Annotated in this window: 25 protein-coding genes; all 25 read right to left on the reverse strand. The window is 32.5% G+C overall.

The features are described from left to right. Window positions 1–89 precede the first annotated feature (89 nt). The 25 genes from JMO20_RS18235 to spoIIP all read right to left on the reverse strand — a co-directional run bounded on the left by JMO20_RS18235 (window position 90) and on the right by spoIIP (window position 23,535). Entirely contained in the window at window positions 90–755 is a 666-nt protein-coding gene (locus tag JMO20_RS18235) for an HAD family hydrolase (RefSeq protein ID WP_202711148.1), read from the reverse strand. After that, the gene (pfkB, locus tag JMO20_RS18240; protein ID WP_202711149.1) at window positions 736–1,698 is read right to left on the reverse strand and encodes a 1-phosphofructokinase; all 963 of its coding nucleotides are present in this window, start codon (window positions 1,696–1,698) and stop codon (window positions 736–738) included. Before pfkB ends, JMO20_RS18235 begins: the two co-directional genes overlap by 20 nt. After that, a complete protein-coding gene (locus JMO20_RS18245) occupies window positions 1,695–2,561 on the reverse strand; it encodes a tagatose bisphosphate family class II aldolase (RefSeq protein WP_202711150.1) in 867 nt (288 codons plus the stop codon). The genes pfkB and JMO20_RS18245 overlap by 4 nt, the downstream gene beginning before the upstream one ends. Before the next feature lie 32 nt (window positions 2,562–2,593). Continuing rightward, window positions 2,594–3,763 carry an N-acetylglucosamine-6-phosphate deacetylase gene (gene nagA / locus JMO20_RS18250; protein WP_202711151.1) on the reverse strand — a complete coding sequence of 390 codons (1,170 nt, stop codon included), beginning with the start codon at window positions 3,761–3,763 and terminating at the stop codon, window positions 2,594–2,596. 9 nt (window positions 3,764–3,772) lie between these two features. Then, window positions 3,773–4,195 carry a PTS galactosamine/N-acetylgalactosamine transporter subunit IIA gene (agaF, locus tag JMO20_RS18255; protein ID WP_202711152.1) on the reverse strand — a complete coding sequence of 141 codons (423 nt, stop codon included), beginning with the start codon at window positions 4,193–4,195 and terminating at the stop codon, window positions 3,773–3,775. Between the two features lie 54 nt (window positions 4,196–4,249). Next, entirely contained in the window at window positions 4,250–5,086 is an 837-nt protein-coding gene (locus JMO20_RS18260; RefSeq protein ID WP_202711153.1) for a PTS system mannose/fructose/sorbose family transporter subunit IID, read from the reverse strand. Continuing rightward, on the reverse strand, window positions 5,076–5,840 hold the full coding sequence (agaW, locus tag JMO20_RS18265; protein WP_202711154.1) for a PTS N-acetylgalactosamine transporter subunit IIC: 765 nt from the start codon (window positions 5,838–5,840) through the stop codon (window positions 5,076–5,078). The genes JMO20_RS18260 and agaW overlap by 11 nt, the downstream gene beginning before the upstream one ends. Before the next feature lie 50 nt (window positions 5,841–5,890). Beyond that, entirely contained in the window at window positions 5,891–6,364 is a 474-nt protein-coding gene (agaV, locus tag JMO20_RS18270; RefSeq protein ID WP_202711155.1) for a PTS N-acetylgalactosamine transporter subunit IIB, read from the reverse strand. 41 nt (window positions 6,365–6,405) lie between these two features. Continuing rightward, window positions 6,406–7,587 (reverse strand): SIS domain-containing protein, encoded by a 1,182-nt coding sequence (locus JMO20_RS18275; protein ID WP_202711156.1) that lies wholly within the window; start codon window positions 7,585–7,587, stop codon window positions 6,406–6,408. Window positions 7,588–7,653: 66 nt separating this feature from the next. After that, complete coding sequence (locus JMO20_RS18280) at window positions 7,654–8,472, reverse strand: GntR family transcriptional regulator (RefSeq protein WP_279380182.1); 819 nt, start codon at window positions 8,470–8,472, stop codon at window positions 7,654–7,656. A 59-nt stretch (window positions 8,473–8,531) separates the two neighbouring features. Next, window positions 8,532–8,975: a GatB/YqeY domain-containing protein gene (locus JMO20_RS18285; protein ID WP_202711158.1), complete on the reverse strand. Its 444-nt coding sequence runs from the start codon at window positions 8,973–8,975 to the stop codon at window positions 8,532–8,534. Window positions 8,976–8,995: 20 nt separating this feature from the next. Further along, complete coding sequence (gene rpsU / locus JMO20_RS18290; protein WP_202711159.1) at window positions 8,996–9,175, reverse strand: 30S ribosomal protein S21; 180 nt, start codon at window positions 9,173–9,175, stop codon at window positions 8,996–8,998. A gap of 108 nt (window positions 9,176–9,283) precedes the next feature. Beyond that, window positions 9,284–9,628: an HIT domain-containing protein gene (locus JMO20_RS18295; protein WP_202711160.1), complete on the reverse strand. Its 345-nt coding sequence runs from the start codon at window positions 9,626–9,628 to the stop codon at window positions 9,284–9,286. Window positions 9,629–9,688: 60 nt separating this feature from the next. Next, window positions 9,689–10,993 (reverse strand): tRNA (N(6)-L-threonylcarbamoyladenosine(37)-C(2))-methylthiotransferase MtaB, encoded by a 1,305-nt coding sequence (mtaB, locus tag JMO20_RS18300; protein WP_202711161.1) that lies wholly within the window; start codon window positions 10,991–10,993, stop codon window positions 9,689–9,691. Beyond that, complete coding sequence (locus JMO20_RS18305; RefSeq protein ID WP_202711162.1) at window positions 10,994–11,737, reverse strand: 16S rRNA (uracil(1498)-N(3))-methyltransferase; 744 nt, start codon at window positions 11,735–11,737, stop codon at window positions 10,994–10,996. After that, complete coding sequence (prmA, locus tag JMO20_RS18310) at window positions 11,730–12,686, reverse strand: 50S ribosomal protein L11 methyltransferase (protein WP_202711163.1); 957 nt, start codon at window positions 12,684–12,686, stop codon at window positions 11,730–11,732. Before prmA ends, JMO20_RS18305 begins: the two co-directional genes overlap by 8 nt. A 129-nt stretch (window positions 12,687–12,815) precedes the next feature. Next, a complete protein-coding gene (gene dnaJ, locus JMO20_RS18315; RefSeq protein ID WP_202711164.1) occupies window positions 12,816–13,955 on the reverse strand; it encodes a molecular chaperone DnaJ in 1,140 nt (379 codons plus the stop codon). 63 nt (window positions 13,956–14,018) lie between these two features. Next, window positions 14,019–15,857 carry a molecular chaperone DnaK gene (gene dnaK / locus JMO20_RS18320; RefSeq protein ID WP_202711165.1) on the reverse strand — a complete coding sequence of 613 codons (1,839 nt, stop codon included), beginning with the start codon at window positions 15,855–15,857 and terminating at the stop codon, window positions 14,019–14,021. 25 nt (window positions 15,858–15,882) lie between these two features. Further along, entirely contained in the window at window positions 15,883–16,503 is a 621-nt protein-coding gene (gene grpE / locus JMO20_RS18325) for a nucleotide exchange factor GrpE (RefSeq protein WP_202711166.1), read from the reverse strand. Window positions 16,504–16,589: 86 nt separating this feature from the next. Next, complete coding sequence (gene hrcA / locus JMO20_RS18330) at window positions 16,590–17,636, reverse strand: heat-inducible transcriptional repressor HrcA (protein ID WP_202711167.1); 1,047 nt, start codon at window positions 17,634–17,636, stop codon at window positions 16,590–16,592. 184 nt (window positions 17,637–17,820) lie between these two features. Beyond that, a complete protein-coding gene (gene hemW, locus JMO20_RS18335) occupies window positions 17,821–18,969 on the reverse strand; it encodes a radical SAM family heme chaperone HemW (protein WP_202711168.1) in 1,149 nt (382 codons plus the stop codon). A 148-nt stretch (window positions 18,970–19,117) separates the two neighbouring features. Further along, window positions 19,118–20,932 (reverse strand): translation elongation factor 4, encoded by a 1,815-nt coding sequence (lepA, locus tag JMO20_RS18340; RefSeq protein WP_202711169.1) that lies wholly within the window; start codon window positions 20,930–20,932, stop codon window positions 19,118–19,120. Window positions 20,933–21,067: 135 nt separating this feature from the next. Next, the gene (locus tag JMO20_RS18345; RefSeq protein ID WP_202711170.1) at window positions 21,068–21,418 is read right to left on the reverse strand and encodes a hypothetical protein; all 351 of its coding nucleotides are present in this window, start codon (window positions 21,416–21,418) and stop codon (window positions 21,068–21,070) included. Between the two features lie 45 nt (window positions 21,419–21,463). Continuing rightward, window positions 21,464–21,994: a signal peptidase I gene (gene lepB / locus JMO20_RS18350; RefSeq protein WP_202711171.1), complete on the reverse strand. Its 531-nt coding sequence runs from the start codon at window positions 21,992–21,994 to the stop codon at window positions 21,464–21,466. A gap of 107 nt (window positions 21,995–22,101) precedes the next feature. Further along, a complete protein-coding gene (gene spoIIP / locus JMO20_RS18355; RefSeq protein WP_202711173.1) occupies window positions 22,102–23,535 on the reverse strand; it encodes a stage II sporulation protein P in 1,434 nt (477 codons plus the stop codon). Window positions 23,536–23,591 lie beyond the last annotated feature (56 nt).

The following is a 23,591-nucleotide window of genomic DNA, read 5'->3' on the forward strand; positions in this document are numbered from 1 at the left end:
ATAATAACAAAATTAGAGGTAGATATTTTTTTATATCTACCTCTAATTGACTTTCTTTGAATTAACTGTTATTTTATCTCATCATTTTATTATGAATTTATTACATCCATTATTTTATTAATATTTTCTCTGTTAAAACTTGAAATAACTACATCTGCCATACTAAGATTTTGGTGCTTTGAATTTCTCATATTAAATCCAACACACTTCATTCCCGCTGCCTTGGCAGCTTTAACTCCATTTTCAGAGTCCTCAATGACTAAGCAATCACAAGATTCCACTCTAAGACTAGCAGCTGCTTTAATAAAAATTTCTGGGTTAGGTTTTCCATTTTCTACCGAAGAACCATCCACATACTCTGAAATATATCTTCCAAGGTCAAATTTATTATATACATACTCTATAATCTTTTTATGAGATGATGATGCAATAGCCATTTTATAATCTTTTTCTTTTAAAATTTCCATAAGCTGAATAATACCTTCTATGGGATGAAATATTTCTAATGTTGATAATCCATTATAAAATTTTTCTATATGATAACCCCAAATCTCTTTTACCGTAAACCTTTCATGAAGACTATGCTTATCTATGATATCACTCCACATATCCCTACCATTAGTCCCTACATAACCTTCTAATTCTTCATCGCCCATACTTATACCGATTTCTCGGAAAATTTCTTTGTCTATCTCTTTATATATAGGCTCTGAGTCAATTATCACACCATCCATATCAAAAATTATTGCTTTCAATTTCCCTACCTCCATAATAAATACTACTAACTTCAATACGTTTCATTAATTCTTTAACATTATTCAGAGAAATTTGTCCAGTTTCCATTTCCATGGCATTAGCTACACCACATGCATTAGCTAATTTAAGTGTGTCTATCACATCTAATTCTCTAGCTAAACTTACTCCAAACCCAGCTACTGTACTATCTCCTGAACCAACTGGGTTTTTAGCTTCAACTCTTGGGATTGTAACCCTATAGCTTCCTTTTTCTCCAATGAAATACATTCCCTTACTTCCAAGAGAAAGGGCAATATTTCTCGCTCCCATTTTTAATACTTGACGACAAGCTTTTAATAGTTGTTCTTCATTATTAATTGTATTACCTATTAACCATTCTAATTCTTCCTTATTTGGTTTTACTAAATAGGGTCTTCCGCTAATTCCATTTAGCAAGGTTTCTTTACTTGTATCAAGTACAGTCTTTACACCTCTATTATTTGCCATATTAATAATCTTACAATATATATCTAGATTTACCCCCTGTGGAATACTTCCAGATATGGTGATTACACTAAAACTATCCATCTTATTTGAAAGCTTATTCATTAAGTTTACTATTTCATCAGTGCCTATAACTGGCCCACTCTCTAATATTTCAACTTGGTCACCATCATCTGATAATATGTTTATACAGCTTCTAGTGGAGCCATTAATAAATGTAAAATCCGACTGTATTTGCTTTTTTTTCAAGTGTTGATTTATAAAGTCTCCTGAGAATCCACCAAGAAAACCATAGGCACAAACCTTTTCATTCAATTGATCTATTACTTTAGTAACATTAATTCCTTTGCCTCCAGCCGTAGCTGAGTATTGATTACACCTGTAGATATTATTCTTTTCAAATGTTTTTAAATTATATCTTCTGTCTACAGATGGATTTAAAGTTATAGTTCCAATCATAAGTGTAGCAATCCTTTATTTTCACTTTGACACATTTGTATTTTATTAATAGCAATTTTCTTCATGGCTTCTTTACCAGGTGTTAAATATTTTCTAGGATCCGTAGTATTAGGATTTTCTTCAAAGTATTCCTTTACTCCATCAGAAAAAGCTATCTTCAGTTCAGTTGCAATATTGACCTTTGATATTCCTAATTCAATACACTTTTGTACTACATTATCCGTTAATCCAGACGCACCATGCAAAACTAAAGGTATTTTTACTACTTTTCTAATTTCTTTTAATCTATCATAATCAATTCTAGGTTCTGATTTGTACAGACCATGGGCTGTTCCTATGGAAATAGCTAAAGAGTCTATGCCTGTTCTTTCAACAAATTCTTTAGCAAGACTAGGATCTGTAAGATGAGAATCTTGTTCTTTGACTATTAAATCATCCTCTTGTCCTACCAGTCTTCCCAATTCTGCCTCAACAGTAGCATCATATCTATGGGCAAACTCTACTATCTCTCTTACCCTTTTAACATTCTCTTCAAAGGGAAGCATAGAGGCATCCAACATTACTGATTTACAACCTGCCATTATTGCATCTTTAATTGACTCAAGATCTTCATGATGATCTAAGTGGAAAGCAATAGGTACATCGGATTTTTTAGCCGTCAGCATTGCAATATTTAACAAATATTCCATTCCCGCAAATTTCATTGTTCCTGGTGTTGCTGCTAAAATTACAGGAGATTTCATCTCGTTTGCAACATCAATAATAGTTTGAATAGTTTCAAGATTATGTATATTAAAAGCAGGTATGGCATATCCACCTTCTTGAGCATCAATAAGCATTTTCTTAGTAGAAACAAGTAACATATCTTTCCCCCTCTTTTACTTCTAGATTTATATTAATATTTATCCTTTAATTCTTCAATTGAGTAAACTATTTTTCCACCAACTATAGTCATCACTACATTCAAATCATTATCAACTATGGCAATATCTGCTTTTTTGTTTTCTTTTATGCTTCCAATTTCATGATTAAAATTTATAACAGAAGCTGGCGTAAGTGTTGCCATTTTAATTCCCTCAAAGATATCTATTCCAGTTGCGTTCACAATATTTCTAATGGCATCTATAAGTTTTAATGTACTTCCAGCTAAGGAACCTGTTTCTATTTTGGCGATTGAATCTTTTACAATTACCTCTAACTCTCCTAGCATATATTCACCATCTGGTAATCCTCCTGCTCGCATGCAATCACTAATCAAACAAATTCTTTCAGTACCTTTTATTTTATATAATATATTCATCACTGAAGGATGTACATGTATATTGTCTGCTATTAGCTCAGCATAAGCCTTTTCATGATTCATAATTGCTCCAACTACCCCTGGCTCTCTATGGTGTAATCCTCTCATTCCGTTAAACGTATGCACTCCTATGTTTGCTCCACTGTCAAATGCTTCCATCGTTTCATCATATGTTGCATTTGTATGACCAATAGATACATTAATATTGTTTTCTCTTAAATACTTGATCACTTGATTGCTGTTTTCTTTATCCGGAGCAACTGTCATAATCTTAATTGTATTATTTGATAAGTTAATTAAATTAGCAATTTCTTCTTGATTAAGGGATCTCATATATTCAGCTGGGTGAGCTCCCTTATGCTTCTCAGTTAAATATGGTCCTTCTAAATATGTTCCAAGCAAAACTGCTCCATCTAATTCTTTATCTAATGATTCTTTCACATTAATCAAAGCATCTTTTATTTTTCTCAACGGTGCTGTTAGAGTGGTAGCTAAAAAAGATGTTACACCATATCTCGCTAAATACTTTGATATCTCATTAAGAGCTTCATAACTACAATCCATAACATCAAACCCATTTGCACCGTGGATATGCAAATCAATTAATCCAGGTATAGCTTTATATAATCCAAGATCAATAACTTTTATATTCTCTTTAGGCTTATTATGAATTGCCTTTATATATTCATTTTCAATAAGCAGGTATTGGTTATTAACTATACCTGTCTCGTGGAATATCTCATTACATTTTAAATAGTATTTCATAAGATCACCTTATATTCCTTCATTGATTTCTTCTACTTTTCTTTTCTGGTATTCAAATGCCAACATTTGTTTTTTCCCAATTTCCAAAGATTTGTCCTTTAACTCTTTAGCACTTATATCAAATCTATCGAATAGAATTTCAATTATCATTGGTATATTACATCCTGAAAGAACCTCGCTATTTCCTCTATCAATTGAAATTTCTACTGAGGTTTTAAAGGGCGAACCTCCTGGTATATCTGTAAAGAAAACATATTCTCCACAACCTAACTCCTTAACTGCTAATTGAAGCTTGTTTCTTAACGTTTCTATTGAATCTTCTTTAGTGAAATCCACTGCTACTATTCCTTCTTGTTCCCCTACTACTAAATCTATAACTGATTTAAGACCAGTTGCGAAATTACCATGTCCTGTTATAATTATTCCTACCATTTTTTTACCTCCTATTACTTAAAATATGGAAAGCCAGAGGCTTTCCATATTTTCTTAAAGAATTCCAATATATTTCCCTACAACTCCTAGAACTACTGTTATACCTATAAGTTTTACAGGTGACCATCCTCTTTTTAATAACCAATACATCAATAGTGTATAACCTAAAGGTAGTAAATTAGGCATTATCTTATCTAATACGCCTTCTTGTAGTGCTACACTGGCTTCCCCAGCATTTATCACTAAAGGTGTTGATAATTTTATATAAGAAGCTATCAATGCTCCAACAACAGAAAGCCCTAATATACTTGCACCGTGAGATAAATATTTGGTGTTTTCTTTGAGGGTAGCAATAGCACTAACACCAGTTTTATAGCCATAATGCATCAATCCAAATCTTAATCCAAAGTGTACTATATTAAATATTACTAAGAATAATATTGGACCAGCTACACTTCCCTCAATAGCTAATGAAGCTCCTATCCCAGCACAGATAGGAAGTAGTGTTAACCAAAATAGGGCATCACCTATACCACCAAGAGGTCCCATAGTTGCAACCTTAATACCCCTTATGGTTTGTAAGTCTTTTTTCTTCTCTTCCATTGCTGCAACAATACCCATAATAAAAGTAACTAAGAAAGGATGAGTATTAAAAAATTCCATATGCATCTTCATTGATTTACTAAGGTCTTTTTTGTTTTTATGTATCTTAGCAAGACCTGGTGACATACTAAACAGCCAACCTGCTGACTGCATTCTTTCATAGTTAAATGAAGCTTGTAAGAACAATGATCTAAATGCCATTTTGTTTAGATCTTTTTTAGTTAGAGTTTCATCAGTAGATTTATCTTGGAAGTTATTATTGTCAACCTCTGTCATATTATATGCCATCACTTATTACCTCCTTACCGGAATCGTCTCCTTTACCCTTATTGGTGTAGAAGTCATATAATGCAATTGCCGTACCTAGAATTGCTACTGCTAATATTGGAAGATTTAGATAAGTAACTAATACAAATCCTAGCAGTAAAAATGCAACGTATTCTTTTTTCAACATTATCTTTAATAACATTGCAAAACCTACGGCTGGCATTATTCCTCCTGCAACTGATAATCCAGCAATGAAAGTTTCTGGTAATTTTCCAACTACTGACTGGGCAGTGTCTGCACCAAAGTATATTGGTAAGAACGCAACTATAAAGTATGATACGAATAAAATTCCCATTCCAAGATAATTGATCTTATCAATTCCCTTTAGATTAGCTTCTTCTGCATAGCGATCTGCTTTATGCATTACTGGTGAAAAGACAGTAAATAGTAACGTAATTCCTGCTTGGGCAGCTATAGCAAAAGGTACAGCTATACCCACAGCTACATTTGGTTCTTGTTTTGTTAAAATAGCAAATGCAGTACCAATAATTCCTCCTATAACAACATTTGGAGGTTGTGCGCCTGCCAAAGGAACCATACCCATCCAAACTAACTCTAGCATACCCCCTGCTATAAGACCTGTTTGAACATCTCCTAAAATAACTCCCACTACTAGACCTGTTACTACTGGACGGTGTATGTGGGTTAACCCATCATATAAGTCTATCCCTGTTATACCTGCCCAAATAGCAATAAGTAGCGCTTTAATGAACATTGTTTATCCCCCTTCATTATTTATTTATATAGAAATCCATGTACTGAATCCTATATCAAAGTTAGTATATCAGTGCCTTTTTCATCTGGTACTCTCCTCAAATCCAGTTCTACTCCTAACTCATGTAAATCTCTAAAGGCTTGTCTATCAGATTCATCTACAGAAACAGTTGATGAAATTTGTTCCTTTCCTTCAGAATAATGCATATTTCCAATGTTAACCTTTTTAATGGGTACTCCACCTTTTACCAAAGTAAGTACATCCTGTGGTGTCTTACAAACAATAAAAATCTTTTGCTGTGGAGATGCTTTATGTATGACATTTATGGTCTTTTCCAATGTAAAATATCTTGACTGCATTGTATCAGGAACTGCCATATCCATTAAATTTTGGCTTACTTCGTCCTGTGCAACTCCATCATTGGCAACTAAAATAAGATTAGCTCCTAGATGGTTTGACCAAGTAACCCCAACTTGCCCATGTATAAGTCGATTATCAATTCTAGTTAATAAAATATTAGGCATATAATCACACTCCCCTTTTAAAAATATTATTTGTCTATAGCTTATTTATTATATGGATGTATCTCTACACCCTTAACTACTCTATTTACATATCCATCAGGACTTGGATTATCAGGAGTAATCTTAAGGCTTAAGGACTTAAGTAACCCTAAAATCTGAGCATTTATCACATAATTAAATGTTAAAAATTCATCTTTATAGCTTTGTCTTGTTTTATTTATATATGTATAAAAATGACTCATTTCTTTTATATTATTATCCTCATAGTCACTTATGGCAAATATCTTATGTTCTCCATCTTGCATCCATACTTCCTTTATTAAATCGTATTCATATTTTCTTGAATATTCGTCATTAGATAAATAGAATATCAAAAGGGTTTTATCATTTACTATTGATTTAGGCCCATGTCTAAACCCTAGTGGAGTATTTTCACATGCAACAATAAAACCAGCAGTTAATTCAAGCATTTTTAGAGCCGATTCCTTAGCAACTCCATGCAAGCATCCTGAACCAATATATACAATTCTATCGAAATCATGAGTAGTAATATCTTTAAGAAGAGATATATTGTCCCTAATAATCTTATTTGCATTATTTGATAGAGTATTTACAATATGCCCATTTTCTTCTAAATTATCTAAATCAAATAGTAACAGAGATGAAAGAACCATAGAAGTATAACTGCCAGTCATGGCAAATCCTTGATCATTAGCCATCTCTGGCATTAGAATCAACTTGTTTTTTTCCCCTTCATTAGTCAATTGTGCAAGTTCCCCTTCTGGGTCGCATGTTAGAACTATCTGATAAAGATCATCGACTATTTCTTTAGCTAAATTCACCGTAGCTACACTTTCTGGACTATTCCCTGATCTTGCACAAGATATCAAAAGTGTAGGCGTAGATTGCTCTAGATAGTAATTTGGACAAGAAACAATATCTGTTGTCGGTATAGCAACTACTTCTTGAGTTAATTTTTTATTTAGCATTGGTGTTACCGTTTCTCCAACAAATCCAGAGGTTCCTGCTCCTGTAAAAATGATTTTTAAATCTTTTTTACTAAGTACTCTATTTAGAAACTCTTCCATTTCAGTTTTACGTTTATTAATAATATTGAATGTTTCTAGCCAAATAACAGGCTGATTGGATATTTCATTTGCAGTCATTATACCTTTTGATTTTCTAAGATTTTTTTCTAAATATCCCAAAATTTCATTACTCATTTTTAATCCCCCTATTCTAATCTAATGTTGTCATGTTATCATTACATGTTTGTTTATAAAAAAGAGCTATTTTTCTAAAACAACTCTATATTCAAACATATCTCCTCTAGCAATTCCTACTGTATACTCAATAATCTCTTCATTCTCATAAGTTGTACGTTCAATCATCATACTAGGTACATCTTCATTTATTTCTAACATAACCGCTTCGTCATGTCGAGTATTTACAGGCCTAAAACTTTCTTCTGCCTTTGTAAAAATAACATTAAACCTATTTCTTAAAATGTCATATAAAGGACATTTTTCGAGGTCAGCTTTAGATATATTATTGAATCGACCCATAGGTATATATGTAGTTTCTAACATCATAGGTTTTTCATCAGCAAGTCTTAACCTAGTAAACTTATATAATTTTGAATTAGGTAAACACCTTAGCTTATTCATTAATTTACTATCACATGTTACTACTTGAAAATCTATTACCTTTGAACTTGGCGTCTTTCCATTTTTTTTCATTTCATCAGTAAAACTATAAAACTTTAATAAATCTTGCTTCAAGGCTTTAGGCGAAACAAATATCCCTTTACCTTGTTGCTTATAGATGTAACCGTTCTTTTGAAGCTCGCCCATAGCTTGTCTAACAGTTGACCTACTTATATCATATTTTTCACATAGCTCTCTTTCTGAAGGTAGTTTATCACTCTCTTTTAGTTCACCTGTTTCAATTTCATTAAGTATAATATCATACAATTGGTGATATAGCGGTAATCTACTATCTTTATTGAACTTTGGCATACTAATTTCACATCCTATTTCATTATAATGTTGTCCGTACCAGTTAAGTTTATAATAACATACCGTATTATGCCTGTCAATTATTATCATACAAATTTTTAAAAATTAGAGCCTAAAAAAGTCCAAGCATAAAATGCTTGGACTTATATCTATTCCAAATATTGTCTAACTATTCTATTTACAATGCCACCATCGGCTCTGCCTTTAACTTTAGGCATTACTTTACCCATAACCTTACCCATATCTTTAGAAGAATTGGCGCCTACTTCATCTATAGCCATCTTAACAATTTCATCAATTTCTTCTTCAGTCAATTGTTGAGGTAAGTACTCTGATAAAATATCAAGTTCTGTTTCAGTAAGATCTATTAAATCTTGCCTTTCAGCTTTCTTAAAGTCCTCAAGGGCATCTCTTTTTTGTTTTCCCTGCTTGGATATAATGTCTATTATATCTTCGTCAGTTAATTCAATCCTTTGGTCTACTTCACTTTGTTTAATGGCAGCTCTAATCATTGTAACAACATTTTTTCGTACCTTATCCTTACTCTTCATTGCTGCCTTCAAATCATCCATCAATCTTTGCTTAATGGACATGAACTTCACCTCTACTCTTATTATCTTCTTTTATTATTTCTCCTAGCTGCTTCTGCTTTTTTCTTACGCTTAACGCTTGGCTTTTCATAATGTTCCCTTTTCCTAGCCTCTTTTAAAACGCCAGCTCTTGCACATTTTTTCTTAAATCTCCTAAGTGCATTTTCTAAGGACTCATTATCCTTTACCTTAATCTCTGCCATCCTCTCTCCCTCCCCTCTATCACTGCAAACCCCTAAATTAAATATGCAGCAAGTGGAATTCGGCACTTGATTATTATACATTAAATATAAATTTAATGCAATACCTTTTTAACCTGGGGGCCATTGCATATCGCGACCACCAAGAAGGTGAAAATGCAAATGGTTAACTGTTTGTCCGCCGTCTTTTCCACAATTATTAACTATTCTATATCCTTTGTCAGCTAGTCCCTTCTCTTTAGCAAGTTTATTTATTACTAAATGAATGTGTCCAATTATACTTTGGTTACTTTCATCTATTTGATTGATTGAAGGTATATGCTGTTTTGGTATTACAAGTATGTGAACAGGAGATTGTGGGTTGATGTCATTAAAGGCAATAACTTTTTCATCTTCATATATCTTTGAAGCCTTAATTTCATCATTTACTATTTTACAAAACAAGCAATCTGACACCCATATCACCTCCTTAACACTATTTCATTATATATATTCAACAAAAAATTATTAATTCCTCTATTTAATTATTTCACCTAGTATATTTTCGTCATCTACTCCATTTACCTTAACTTTCTGTATGGTTTCTTTTTCTCTATCATCGCCCTTAGCTAAGGTTTTGATATAGTTAGTGGTATAACCTTCTATATATCCTTTTTCATCATTACTATTATCTTCGAAAAGTACTTCTACAGTTTCACCTATTAAATTACTAATAAATTCATTGGTTAGCCTCTCGCCTAATTCTATAAGCACATGACTTCTCTCATTCTTAATATTTCCATCAATCTGATTTTTATATTTTGCGGCAGGCGTACCTGTCCTAGGTGAATATTTAAAAACATGAATTTTAGTGAATTTTATATCTTTAACAAATTCATAGGTTTTTTTAAACTCTTCTTCTGTCTCCCCTGGAAATCCTACGATTATATCGGTAGTAATAGCAACATTAGGCATATATTTCCTAATAATATTCACTATCTCTTTGTATTCCCCAGTTGTATATTTCCTATTCATTCTTTTCAAAACAGAATCACAACCACTTTGTAATGATAAATGGAAGTGGTCACACACTTTACTAAGCTTAGTTAACCTAGTCATAAATTCCTCAGTTACTAGAGTAGGCTCTAATGAACTAAGTCTTATCCTCTCTATACCATCTATACCATGAATAGCTTCTAGCACGTCAATTAATCTGATTTCTCCTAGGTCCTTTCCATAAGAAGCAACGTGGATACCTGTTAAAACTATTTCTTTGAACCCATTCTTAGCAAGTTTCTTAACTTCAGCTATAATATTTTCTAATTTCCTACTTCTTATTAGTCCTCTTGCATAGGGAATAATACAATATGAACAATATTGATTACAGCCTTCTTGAATTTTTAAATTTGCTCTAGTTTTTCCTTTAACCTCTTCTATGGCCAATTCTTCAAATTCTCTAACCTGCATAATATCTTCAACTAGATTAATCTTCTTGTGTTCTTCCCTAACTTTTTCACACAATTCTACAATTTTACTTCTATCCTTTGTTCCCAGGATAATATCTACACCTTCAATTTCTAGTACTTCATTTGGAGAGATCTGAGAGTAGCAACCTACAACGCCTATAATCGCATCTTGATTTTTTTTCTTAGACCTCCTAATAAATTGTCTAGATTTTCTATCACCTAGATTAGTCACTGTACAAGTATTTATTACATAGACGTCTGCTCTTTCAGAAGGATCTACTACTTCATATCCATTTTTTTGAAACAGTTCTGACATTGCCTGTGTCTCATACTGATTAACCTTACATCCCAATGTGTAGAAAGCTACAGTTTTCATCTATATCACTCCTAAATCTCCTAGCTCATACATCACAATCGCCATAGTAGTAAAACCTGCTGTTTCGGTTCTTAAGATTCTCGGTCCTAAAGTAATAATATTTGCTCCAATTTCCTTTAACTTCTCTATTTCTTCTTCCTCAAAACCACCCTCTGGGCCAATTACTATACTAATAGTTTTATCATTAAACTTGCTTAAAATCTCTTTTGTTCCAATTTTTATTTCATTTTCATAGGGAACAATAACGAAATCCTCTTTAATTTCTTCCACCATCTCTTTAAAATTTATAACACCTTCAACATTAGGAATTTGTCCTCTTTTACACTGCTTTGATGCTTCTAAAGCGATTCTATTCCATCTCTCTAGCTTCTTATTTTCTTTTTTAGGGTTATCTATTTTTACAACAGTTCGTTCTGTAATAACAGGAACTATTCTTTTCACACCAAGCTCAGTAGCTTTTTGAATTATTAAATCCATCTTTGTAGACTTAGGTAATCCCTGATATAGTACCACATCAATAGGAGGCTCTCCTTTTGACCTTTCCTTATTGATTATCTTACCAATAACTTGGTTAGATTCTATATTTTCAATTTCTATTAAGTAATCGTTGCTTTCTCCATCGCATACCATGATTTTATCTCCCACATTGAGCCTGAGAACATTCTTAATATGCTTGACATCATCACCTGTTATTACAACTTGACTTTCGTGAACATTATCACTATCAATAAAAAATCTATGCATTTTTATTTCCTTCCTTGAATCTTGATACGATACACGCCCATTCTCCCATGATAATTGTATCAACTACCTCAAGATTTTGCTTGTCTAGCGCTTCTTTAACCATATCAATCTTTTCCAATATTATACCTGATGAAATAAAAACTCCATTTTTATTTAAAAATTTAGGAATGTCTTCAACTAAAACCACAATGACCTCAGCAATAATATTAGCAACAATAACATCAGCCTTTTCATCTACAACATCTAAAAGATTTCCATGTCTTATCTCAACGATTTCATTAACATTATTCGCTATAACATTTTCATTTGATACTTTAACTGATACTTCATCTAGATCTACTCCAATAACCTTATTTGCACCATATTTAGCAGCACCTATTGATAAAATACCTGTCCCGCAACCTACATCGATCACTTGATTATTGCTTCCAATAGTGTTTTCTAATTGCTCTAAACACATTATTGTAGTTTCGTGGGTTCCTGTACCAAATGCCATACCAGGATCAAGTTCAATAAGAATTTCATCATCACTAATTGAATATTCTTCCCAAGAAGGTTTTATAATCGTTTTCTTACCTATTTTCTTCGGCTTATAATATTTTTTCCAGCCATGAGCCCAATCTTCTTCATAAACCTCTGTAGTTGTTACCTCTCCAAGTCCTTTATCCAAGTTATATTGAGGGATTTTTTCTACATTCTGTCTAATTAACTCTACTTTATCTATTAAATCCTCACTTTGAGGAAAGTATCCTTTTACTATAACACCTTCAAAAACATTGTCTAAAAGACTAGGATCAACATAGTCCCAATCCTGTTCAGTTTTCATCTGCATTCTAATATCATTGGGATCCTCAATTACTAATCCCCCTACCCCTACTTCATAAAAGATATTTGACACAACTTCTACGGCTTCGGTAGTAGTTTTTACTTGAACCTCAATCCACTTCACGCTTTACACATCCCTTCACCTTTACAACTCTCAAATTATTATACCCTAATCAAATAAAAAAAACCAGTTATTCATCCATTAAATAACAATCACTCCAAAATAATGGAGTGATTGTTTGAAGTCTTATATCTAGCCACCTAAGGCATCTTTTACTTTACCGAAAAAGCCTTTTTTATGTTCATGGGACTCTTCGCCTGATTCTTTAGCAAATTCCCTTAAAAGTTCCTTCTGTTTGTCATTTAATTTTTCAGGAACAACTACGTTTATCTTAACGTATTGATCTCCTTTACCATACCCTCTTATATTAGTAATACCCTTATTCTTCAATCTAAATACTGTCCCAGATTGAGTTCCAGCAGGAATGTCATACTTAACCTTACCTTCTAGTGTAGGTACTTGAACTTCTGCTCCTAGAGCCGCTTGGGCAAAGCTGATGGAGAATTCACATATAATATTATTGCCATCTCTATCGAAAATCTCATGAGGTTTAACTTCAATGTAGATATATAAGTCTCCTCTAGGACCACCTTTTTCTCCAGGTTCTCCTTCACCTCTTAGTGGAATAACTGATCCAGTATCTACACCGGCAGGTATTTTAACCTTTATTTTCTTAACTTTTTGTTCTTTACCAGTTCCGTGACATTTAGCACATGGCTCTTCTATTATTTCACCTGTTCCATTACATTTGTCACATGTGCCAACTCTCACAAATTGTCCAAATGGGGTTTGTTGAGCATACTTAACCTCTCCAGTTCCACTACATTTGTCACAAGTGGATTTGTTGGTTCCAGGCTTTGCTCCACTTCCATTACATGTAGAACAGTCTTCTGTTCTCTTAACTTTAATTTCTTTCTCTACTCCAAAAGCAGCTTCTTCAAATTCAATATGGACTCTATACTTTAAGTCGGCACCTTTCTTAGGACCACTTTTCCTGCGTCCGCCACCAGAAAAGCCTCCTCCAAACATATCAAAGATGTCATCAAAGATATCTCCAAAGCCACCACCTCCGAAGTTTTGACCAAAGCCGCCAAAGCCACCTTGTCCATTTACTCCTTCATGTCCAAATCTATCATATTTAGCCCTTTTATCTGCATCTCTTAATACTTCGTATGCTTCATTAGCTTCTTTAAACTTTTGTTCAGCTTCTTCATCGTCTGGATTTAAATCAGGATGATATTTCTTAGCCAGCTTTCTATATGCCCTTTTCAATTCATCCTCACTTGCATTCTTGTCTACACCTAATATTTCATAATAATCTCTTTTACTCATACGTTTCACCACCTTTCAGCTAAAAAAGCAAAGCTAAATCCAAAGGATTTAGCTTTGGTGATATTATTCTTCGTCCTCATCCACTTCTTCATATTCAGCATCCACAACATCATCATCTTGTTGTTTCCCTTGTTCAGCTCCTTGTTGAGCTTGTTGTTCTTGAGCTTGCTGATACATTTTTTGTGACAATGTATGGAATTCATTAGTCAATTCTTCAGTTTTCTTTTTAATATCTTCTATATCTCCATCTTCGCCTTCTAATGCTTTCTTCAACTCATCTAGCTTAGCTTGAACTTTAGACTTTTCATCATCGCTAATCTTGTCCTCAAGCTCTTTCATAGTTTTTTCTGTTTGATATACCATAGAATCAGCATTGTTTCTAACTTCAATTGATTCTTTCTTCTTCTTATCTTCTTCTGCGTGCATTTCTGCTTCTTTTACTTTCTTTTCAATCTCATCATCTGATAGATTTGTTGAAGCAGTTATAGTTATCTTCTGCTCTTTACCTGTTCCCATATCCTTAGCAGAAACATTAACTATACCATTAGCATCTATATCAAAGGTAACTTCGATTTGAGGTACTCCTCTAGGAGCTGGTGGTATTCCTGTAAGTTGGAATCTACCTAATGTACTGTTACCATTTGCCATTTGTCTTTCACCTTGTAGTACATGGATATCAACGGCTGTTTGATTGTCTGCAGCAGTTGAGAATATTTGACTCTTCTTAGCTGGTATTGTAGTATTTCTCTCTATAAGCTTAGTGAATACTCCACCTAAAGTTTCAATACCTAATGATAAAGGAGTTACGTCTAATAATAATAGGTCTTTAACCTCTCCACTTAGTACACCTGCTTGAATAGCCGCTCCTAAAGCAACACATTCGTCAGGGTTTACTCCCTTATGAGGATCCTTACCAGTTAATTTCTTAACTGCTTCTTGTACAGCAGGTATTCTAGTTGAACCACCTACAAGGATAACTTTTTCTATATCTGAAGAACTCAATCCTGCATCCTGTAAAGCTTTCTTAGTTGGTCCCATAGTTCTTTCAACTAGACTTGATGATAACTCTTCAAATTTTGCTCTTGAAATATCAACATTTAAGTGCTTTGGTCCCTCTTGTGTAGCTGTTATAAATGGTAAATTTACATTTGTAGTCATTGTACTTGATAACTCTTTCTTTGCTTTCTCAGCTGCCTCTTTTAATCTTTGAAGAGACATTTTATCATTTCTTAAATCAACACCATTTTCCTTCTTAAATTCATCAGCTAAATAATCAATTAATACTTTGTCAAAGTCATCTCCACCTAAGTGGTTATCTCCATTAGTAGCAATAACTTCAAATACTCCATCTCCTAGATCTAGGACTGAAACGTCAAATGTTCCTCCACCAAGGTCGAAAACCATAATTTTATGATGTTCTTCGTCTTTATCTAAGCCATAAGCTAATGATGCAGCAGTTGGCTCATTGATTATTCTTCTAACATTCAACCCTGCAATCTTACCTGCATCCTTTGTTGCTTGTCTTTGACTATCTGTGAAATATGCAGGTACAGTTATAACTGCATCTGTAACCTTCTCACCTAAGTAGTTTTCTGCATCTGTTTTTAATTTTTGTAGAATCATTGCAGATATATCCTGTGGAGTGTGTGCCTTTCCATCAATTTTCTCAGTATGATCTGTTCCCATATGTCTTTTAATAGAAGTAACTGTTTTATCTGGGTTAGTAACCGCCTGTCTTTTTGCAGTTTCTCCAACTAATCTTTCTCCATCCTTCGTAAAAGCAACTATTGAAGGAGTTGTTCTATTACCTTCTGCATTAGTTATAACTGTTGGTTCTCCACCTTCCATAACTGCAACACATGAATTGGTTGTACCTAAGTCAATTCCTATGATTTTACTCATTTTTTCATTCCTCCTTATGTATTAATTACTTTGATATTTTTACCATGCTTGGTCTTATAACTTTTTCTTTTAACTTATATCCTTTTTGGAAAATCTCCAATATTGTATCTTCATCGTGGTCACCTGATTCTTCTTGAGCCACTCCATGATGAAGATTTGGATCAAATTTTTGATTTAAGGCATCTATTTCATTTAATCCAGCCTTAGTAAGTGCTAACATCAACTGATTATATATCATCTCAACCCCTTGATATAAGCTACTTTCTTTTTGACCTTCATCGACTGAATCTAATGCCCTTTCAAAATTATCTATAACACCTAAAAGCTCTGTAATTATTTCTTCAGCAGCATAGGCATAAATAGCTTCTTTTTCCTTTTGGACTCTATTCTTATAATTAGTAAAGTCCGCCTTTAACCTTAGATAACTATTGTTTAAGTCCTCAATTTCCTTAAGTTTTTGATTATATAATTCCTCGTAGTTATCTTCTGAATCTTCTTCTAATTCTTCTTTAGTAGCATCTAAGTTGCTATCAATTTCTTCTTCATTCAGATTTGATTCACCATTTACTTCTTCTGAATTATTGTTCTCTTTAGAGGAATCAACATACTCTTCATTTTCTTTTTTTATATTTTTTTTCCTACTCATGCTTTCACCTCTCATACATCTAAATTATTGTTTTATTAGCACGTTACATAGGTGTAAGATGGTATCTTACACCTTTACCCAATATGCTATTTTAAATAAATCTTATATTTATCACCATCGGCTATTTCACTTAAAACTAGTGCTAAAGATCTAACAACAGAAATGACCTTAGAATACTCCATACGAGTAGGTCCAATAACTCCTATCTTTCCTATTGTTTTTCCATTAAACCTATAAGTAGCAGTTATCAAACTACAATCCTTAATTTCCTCGTAATTATTCTCTTCTCCTATTCTTATCTCTATATCATTAAATCCAGTATTTATTAGCATATCTAATACTGAATCTCTGTTTTCTATAAAAGATAAGAATGCTTTGGCCTTTTCTATATCACTATATTCTGGAAAATCAAAAATGTTAGTGACTCCCTCAGAATATAGACTATCACCTTTATGAGAATCTAAAGTTTGATTTACCAATGGAATAATACTATCAATAGTATTCTTAAATTTATACATCTCTTTAATAAGATTGTCTTCAATTTCATTTCTTAAATTTGCTATATTATGTCCTTTAAGCTTTGAATTTAAGAAATTAGAAATCCTATTCAAATGATTTGTAGTTAAATTATTATCTACTCTAAGTATTGCATTTTTAACTAAACCAGACTCTGTTACAATAACCACTAGTATTTTAGTTTCATCCACAGGAACTAGTTGTATATGCTTTAGCTTACTTTCCTTAACCTGAGGTGCTATTGCAAGGGATGTATAATTTGTAATTTTAGATAATATTTTAGCAGAATTCTGTAAAAGCTTCTCTATCTCACCTATTTCCTGAGCTAAAAGCTTCTTCATGCCTTCTTTCTCTTTCATAATTTTTCTTTCCCTTTGAAGCAATCCATTAACATAAAGTCTATATGCTTTATCTGAAGGTATTCTTCCAGCTGAAGTATAAGGCTGTGTTAAAAATCCTAACTCTTCTAAATCAGCCATTTCATTTCTTATGGTTGCTGGACTTACTCCAAGCTCATACTTCTTGGAAATTGCCCTTGATCCAACTGGCTCAGCACTTGTTATATAACTATGAATGATTGCCTGCAAGATTTTAAGCTTCCTATCATTTAGCTTCATCATATCACCTCAAAATAATTCAACCATCCAACAACATACATTTTTTATTAGCACTCTATCTTAATGAGTGCTAACACTTATGAATTAAAAATATCATTGATATAAAAATTTGTCAACACCTTTTAAACAAATTTTTACTTAAATTTATTTGCTGTCACCTTATCATTGGCTATACTACTTGCTTTTATGGTAAAAGCTCCATAAAAACTTGATTTGATAAATCTGCCCCTCTTCTAGTTAATTTAATATTTTGATTACCTACTATTAAAAGACCTTGTTTCTCTAATTTGCTCAATACACTACTCCCTATTGTATTTTCTAGTGTCACACCAAATCTATTATAAAATTGCAATTTATTGATTCCATCTAATAGTCTTAATCCCAAAATCATATATTCCGCCATTTCCATCTCTCTATCAATAATTTCTTTATTTTCAAGATCTATGGGAAGATTACCATTATCTATGGAAGTAAAATATTCTTTAAAGTCTATTACATTACCATATCTTTCACTGTTTATATTTGAGTGAGCTGCCATTCCCAGTCCAATATACGGCTTTAGTTTCCAATAAAATAAATTATGTTGACATTGAAAGCCTTTCTTAGCGAAATTTGATATTTCATAGTGTTTGTATCCGTTTTCTTCTAGAATATTTATGCCATGATGATACATTTCTCTTTCAGTATCTTCACTAGGTAAATTTAAATTCCCCTTCTCATTTCTCTTATGAAAAGGAGTTCCTTCTTCAACCTTGAGACTATAAAATGATATATGCTCTATTCCTAAATCAATTATCTTAATAAGGGAATCCTCAACATCCTTTACTTTTTGATTTGGAAGGTTAAACATAATATCTGCATTTACATTGTCAAAGCCTTGCTTCCTAACTAGCTCGAAGGTTTCTAAAAAATCTTTACTTGTATGAATGCGTCCAATTTCTTTAAGTAAACTATCATTCATTGTTTGTAGCCCTAAACTAATTCTATTAATACCAGACTCTTTATATATTTTAAGCTTTTCCTCATCTAGAGTTTTAGGATTGGATTCTATAGTAACTTCTTCTAGATTAGATACATCAAATTTCTTGTATATATGATTAAGCAATTCCTTCATATATCTACCCTCAATATATGAAGGAGTGCCTCCTCCTATAAATATGGTTTTTACATTATGATGACTGCTAATCTTTCTTGCATATATATCAATCTCTCTTTTTAAATAATCAATATACTTATCTCTTATATCATATCTATTGGGATAAGAACAAAAATCACAATAGTAGCATTTACTATAACAGAAAGGTATATGAATATAAATAGCTAAATCTTTCATCTTTACCTCCTCACCGAAAGCTAAACATTATATGAAAATGCAAAATGAAATCCCATTACTTTCAGAAACCTCATCAGATACTCCATATAAATAAAATCCAGTTAGGGGATATATCCCCTCATCTGGATTAAAGTCAACTTTTCAAGTTTTATTTGCTCTCATCATACTTAAGCACTGTAAGGAAAGCTTCTTGAGGAACCTCTACACTTCCAAACTGTCTCATTCTCTTCTTTCCTTCTTTTTGCTTTTCTAAAAGTTTCTTCTTTCTTGTTATATCTCCACCATAGCATTTTGCAAGAACATCTTTTTTAAGAGCTCTTACCGTTTCTCTTGCAATAATCTTCGATCCTAAAGTTGCTTGGATAGGAACTGCAAACTGATGTCTCGGTATAACATCTTTCAACTTTTCAACTATTATTCTGCCTCGTTCATACGCCTTTTCTTCATGAACAATTAATGAGAAAGCATCTATTAGTTCTTTGTTTATCAAAATATCCATTTTAACAAGCTCAGATCTCTTATAGCCTTTAAGTTCATAATCCATAGAAGCATATCCTCTAGTTTTAGATTTAAGTGCATCAAAGAAATCATAAATAACTTCATTTAACGGCATTTCATAATGTATTGAAACCCTGGTTTCTTCAAGATATTCCATATTCTTAAAAATACCTCTTTTATTCTGACATAAATCCATAATTACTCCTACATAGTCTGTAGGTGACATTATATTTAAATCAACTATAGGCTCTTCCATGTACTCTATTTCAGATTCATCAGGTAAATTAGTAGGATTTTGAATGGTTATTTGCTTCCCATCGGTTTTCATAACATTGTATATAACACTCGGAGCTGTAGTTATAATATTTAGGTCAAATTCCCTTTCTAACCTCTCCTGAATAATCTCCATATGAAGTAATCCTAAGAAACCACACCTAAAACCAAATCCTAGAGCTACTGAAGTCTCTGGTTCAAATACTAAAGAAGCATCATTCACTTGAAGCTTTTCTAATGCATCTCTAACATTGTTAAATTCTTCTCCTTCACCTGGATAAATACCGCAGTAAACCATTGGTACTACCTTTTTATATCCTGGTAATGGCGAATCAGTTGGATTTTTTGCATAGGTAATAGTATCTCCTACCCTTGCATCCCTAACATTTTTCATACTAGCAGTTACGTATCCAACATCACCAGCATTTAGTTGGTCAACTGGAAGATGGGCTGGAGCCATAACTCCTACCTCTGTTACCTCAAACTGCTTATTTGTAGCCATCATTTTAATCATTGTACCAGGCTTAACAACTCCTTCTACAACTCTAACATAAGCTATAACTCCCTTATAACTATCATAATAAGAGTCAAATATTAGAGCTTTTAATGGATTATCGTTATCTCCTTGAGGTGCTGGCACTTTTTCTACTATATTTTCTAGTACTTCCTCAATATTAAGACCATCCTTGGCTGAAATTAATGGTGCATCATCACATTCAAGTCCTATAACATCTTCAACTTCCTGCTTTACTTCATCAGGTCTAGCACTAGGAAGGTCTATTTTATTAATTACAGGTACGATTTCCAAATCCTGTTCAATAGCTAAATATACATTGGCTAAGGTTTGAGCTTCAACACCTTGAGCTGCATCTACTACTAATAATGCACCTTCACATGCTGCAAGACTTCTAGAAACTTCGTAGTTAAAGTCTACATGACCTGGTGTATCAATCAGATTAAGTATGTACTCTTTTCCATCCTTAGCCTTATAAATAAGCCTTATAGTTTGCAGCTTTATTGTTATTCCTCTTTCTCTCTCAAGATCCATATTATCAAGGATCTGCTCCTTCATCTCTCTCTGGGTTAACAGTCCAGTTTTCTCTATTAATCTGTCTGCTAAAGTAGATTTCCCATGATCAATATGGGCTATTATTGAAAAGTTTCTTACTCTACTTTGTCTTTCTTTACTCATATATATCCTCCTCCAAATGGAAGTAATCTTTATCAATTATAACACATTAACGAATTTGTTCAAAGAAAATATGTATCTATAAAAATATAAGACAGCTATTAGTATTCCACTAATGAACTGTCTTATATATTAAAGTTAAAAAATATCCTTTAGTTCTCCTAAATTTTCTTTTATTTTATTAAAGGATTTCCCTATACCATCTAAGGTATTTAGAAAAATTTTTTTCCCATTGCTAATCGTATTGTCTATCTTATCTTGCTTAATATCATAAGTATTTCCAAATAGTTGGATTTCATGGACCTCATTAATACATTCATAACTGAAAAGCTTCCCTTCAGAATTTCCCATCATACCCTGAAAGGATTGGTCAACGATACTTAACCCCCCTATAAAAGCCACTAATAAAAGCAATAATATTAAGCTTCTATGTCTAAATTCTTTTTTTCTCTGTTCTTTTTCTTTATATTTTTGAACCCTAGTACCCATTTTCATCACCAGGATTATTATTGACACATCTAGACCAATGTATACTTATTTATACAATGAGCCAAATCTATCTCCAAAGGGATAATATCTGAAAAAAGCCTTTCCTTTTACTGTATCTATCGGAATACTTCCAAAGGATCTACTATCATTGCTAGCTCTCTTATTTCTATTATCACCCATTACAAATATATATTCTTCTGGCACATCCCATTTAGAAGTAGCTTCTGTGTAGGTATATGACCCTTCTGTAAGATATTTTTCTTTTAATTCTTCTCCGTTTACATATACTTTTCCATCTGTTATCTCAACCTTGTCGCCTGCTAAACCTACAACTCTTTTAATATAATCCTTCTCAGGGTCATCTGGAGCTTTCAGTACTATTATATCTCCTCTTTTAGGCTCTCCTATATAATAACCAACCTTATTAGTAAACAGTCTATCTTTTTCGTGTAAAGTAGGGTACATTGAGCTTCCTAACACATAAGTTGTATTTAGTAGAAAGGTTTTAATCAATACTGCAATAATAAGTGCTAAACCTATACTCTTTATCCAATCCCATGCTTCTTTCTTATCCATCTTATCTCCTCCAGCCTAGTAAAACTAAGAAATATTATACCACTTTTTGCTCTAAAAAAAAAGAAGCTTAGATTTAAAGCCTCTTTAATTATATAATTCCATTTATACTATTTTTTCATTCCTTCAATTACATTATTTAATACATCTCCAATTAGCTTTCCAGTTGCCTCAGCCTCTTCAACAGAGTTTATGTTGCTGCCGACCTCAATCAAAGCTGCATGATCACTAATATATTGATTAAATTTCCCATAATTTTTCTGAATAATTCCCCTACACAAACCTGGATACATTACATCAGATACAGCTTTTATATATTGGGCAAATTTTAATATTTCATTAAAATTAGGGTTATCGGGACCAATTACCATTGTAAATGTTGCCACCTGTTTACCATTTATCTCTGTTTTAAATCTTCTATATGCTTCATTCATATCAGCTGTATTAGGATCTACACCATCTCTATGAATATCAAATATCACTTTAAGATTTTCTTCTTTTTTAAGCTCACTTTTAGCTGTAGCCAATGATTTTGTATAAGAGTCATTAAATGACTCAACATCATGATACTTAGTTACATGCTTAGTATCGTGACCATTACTATTTAATTCTGCAGTTACTATTTCTCCAATATTTGTAACATTATCCTTTAAATCTGTTGAGTAAAAAACTTTTTTGTTATTAGGAAAATATGCCTCTGTACCATGGGTATGATAAATCAACACATAGGGCTTTTTTTCATCTACAGAAATAGGCTTAACCTTTATTAATGATGCTATTTCAGAAGCATTAACAGTTGTGGTAAAGTTCGATAAATCAATTCCAGCTTGCTCAAGACTTTGTTCATAGATGTATATTCCATCTCCAGCCTCAGCGTGTTCTTCTGGCGAGGTTATACCATCGCCATTAGTATCTTTAGTATTTTCTCTATCACCAGAGTTCTCGCTCCTATTGCTCCCATCAATAATATAGTCTATAAACTTATCATTATTTGAATTAGAAGTATTTGCAACATTGTCAGTTTGATTGTCTCCAGAATTATAGGTGTACTGACTATTATCTGCCTCTTTTCTTGCATCAACCATGCTGATTATAGCTGGGAATTGACTTCTTAAATATTCTAAAGGCTCTATTTTCTTAGTTAACTTCATTACTTCTGGCATTAAAATATTAATATTTTTAGTTCCATGATTTTCAACATCATAGGCTAATTTCATATAGGAATTAGAGTTTAATAACACTCTAAGAAAGAAGTTGTCTATATTACAATTTAAATTTTTTTCATTATTTAAAGTATTCCCTTGAGAAACAGGCTGTTGATTATTATTTGACTTTATTTCTTTTTTACTACCATCAATATTTAAAAAGGCAGTAACTGCCCTCTCATAATCTTGCTTTTCTATTACACTTTTATTTTCCGTGTCTCCTTCATTATTATTAAATATTTTACTAATAAGCTTGATACTTAGAAATAAAATCATTATACATAAAATCCCAATTACAAGATAATATATCTTATTATTATTAAATCTTTGTGTGGGCATGTTAACACTCCTCTTCCTTTTCAAAACTTCAGTCAAAGTTATATATGTATTAAGAC

Origin of the sequence: Sporosalibacterium faouarense, assembly GCF_016765695.1 — a bacterium.
Classification (GTDB): domain Bacteria; phylum Bacillota; class Clostridia; order Tissierellales; family VENL01; genus Sporosalibacterium; species Sporosalibacterium faouarense.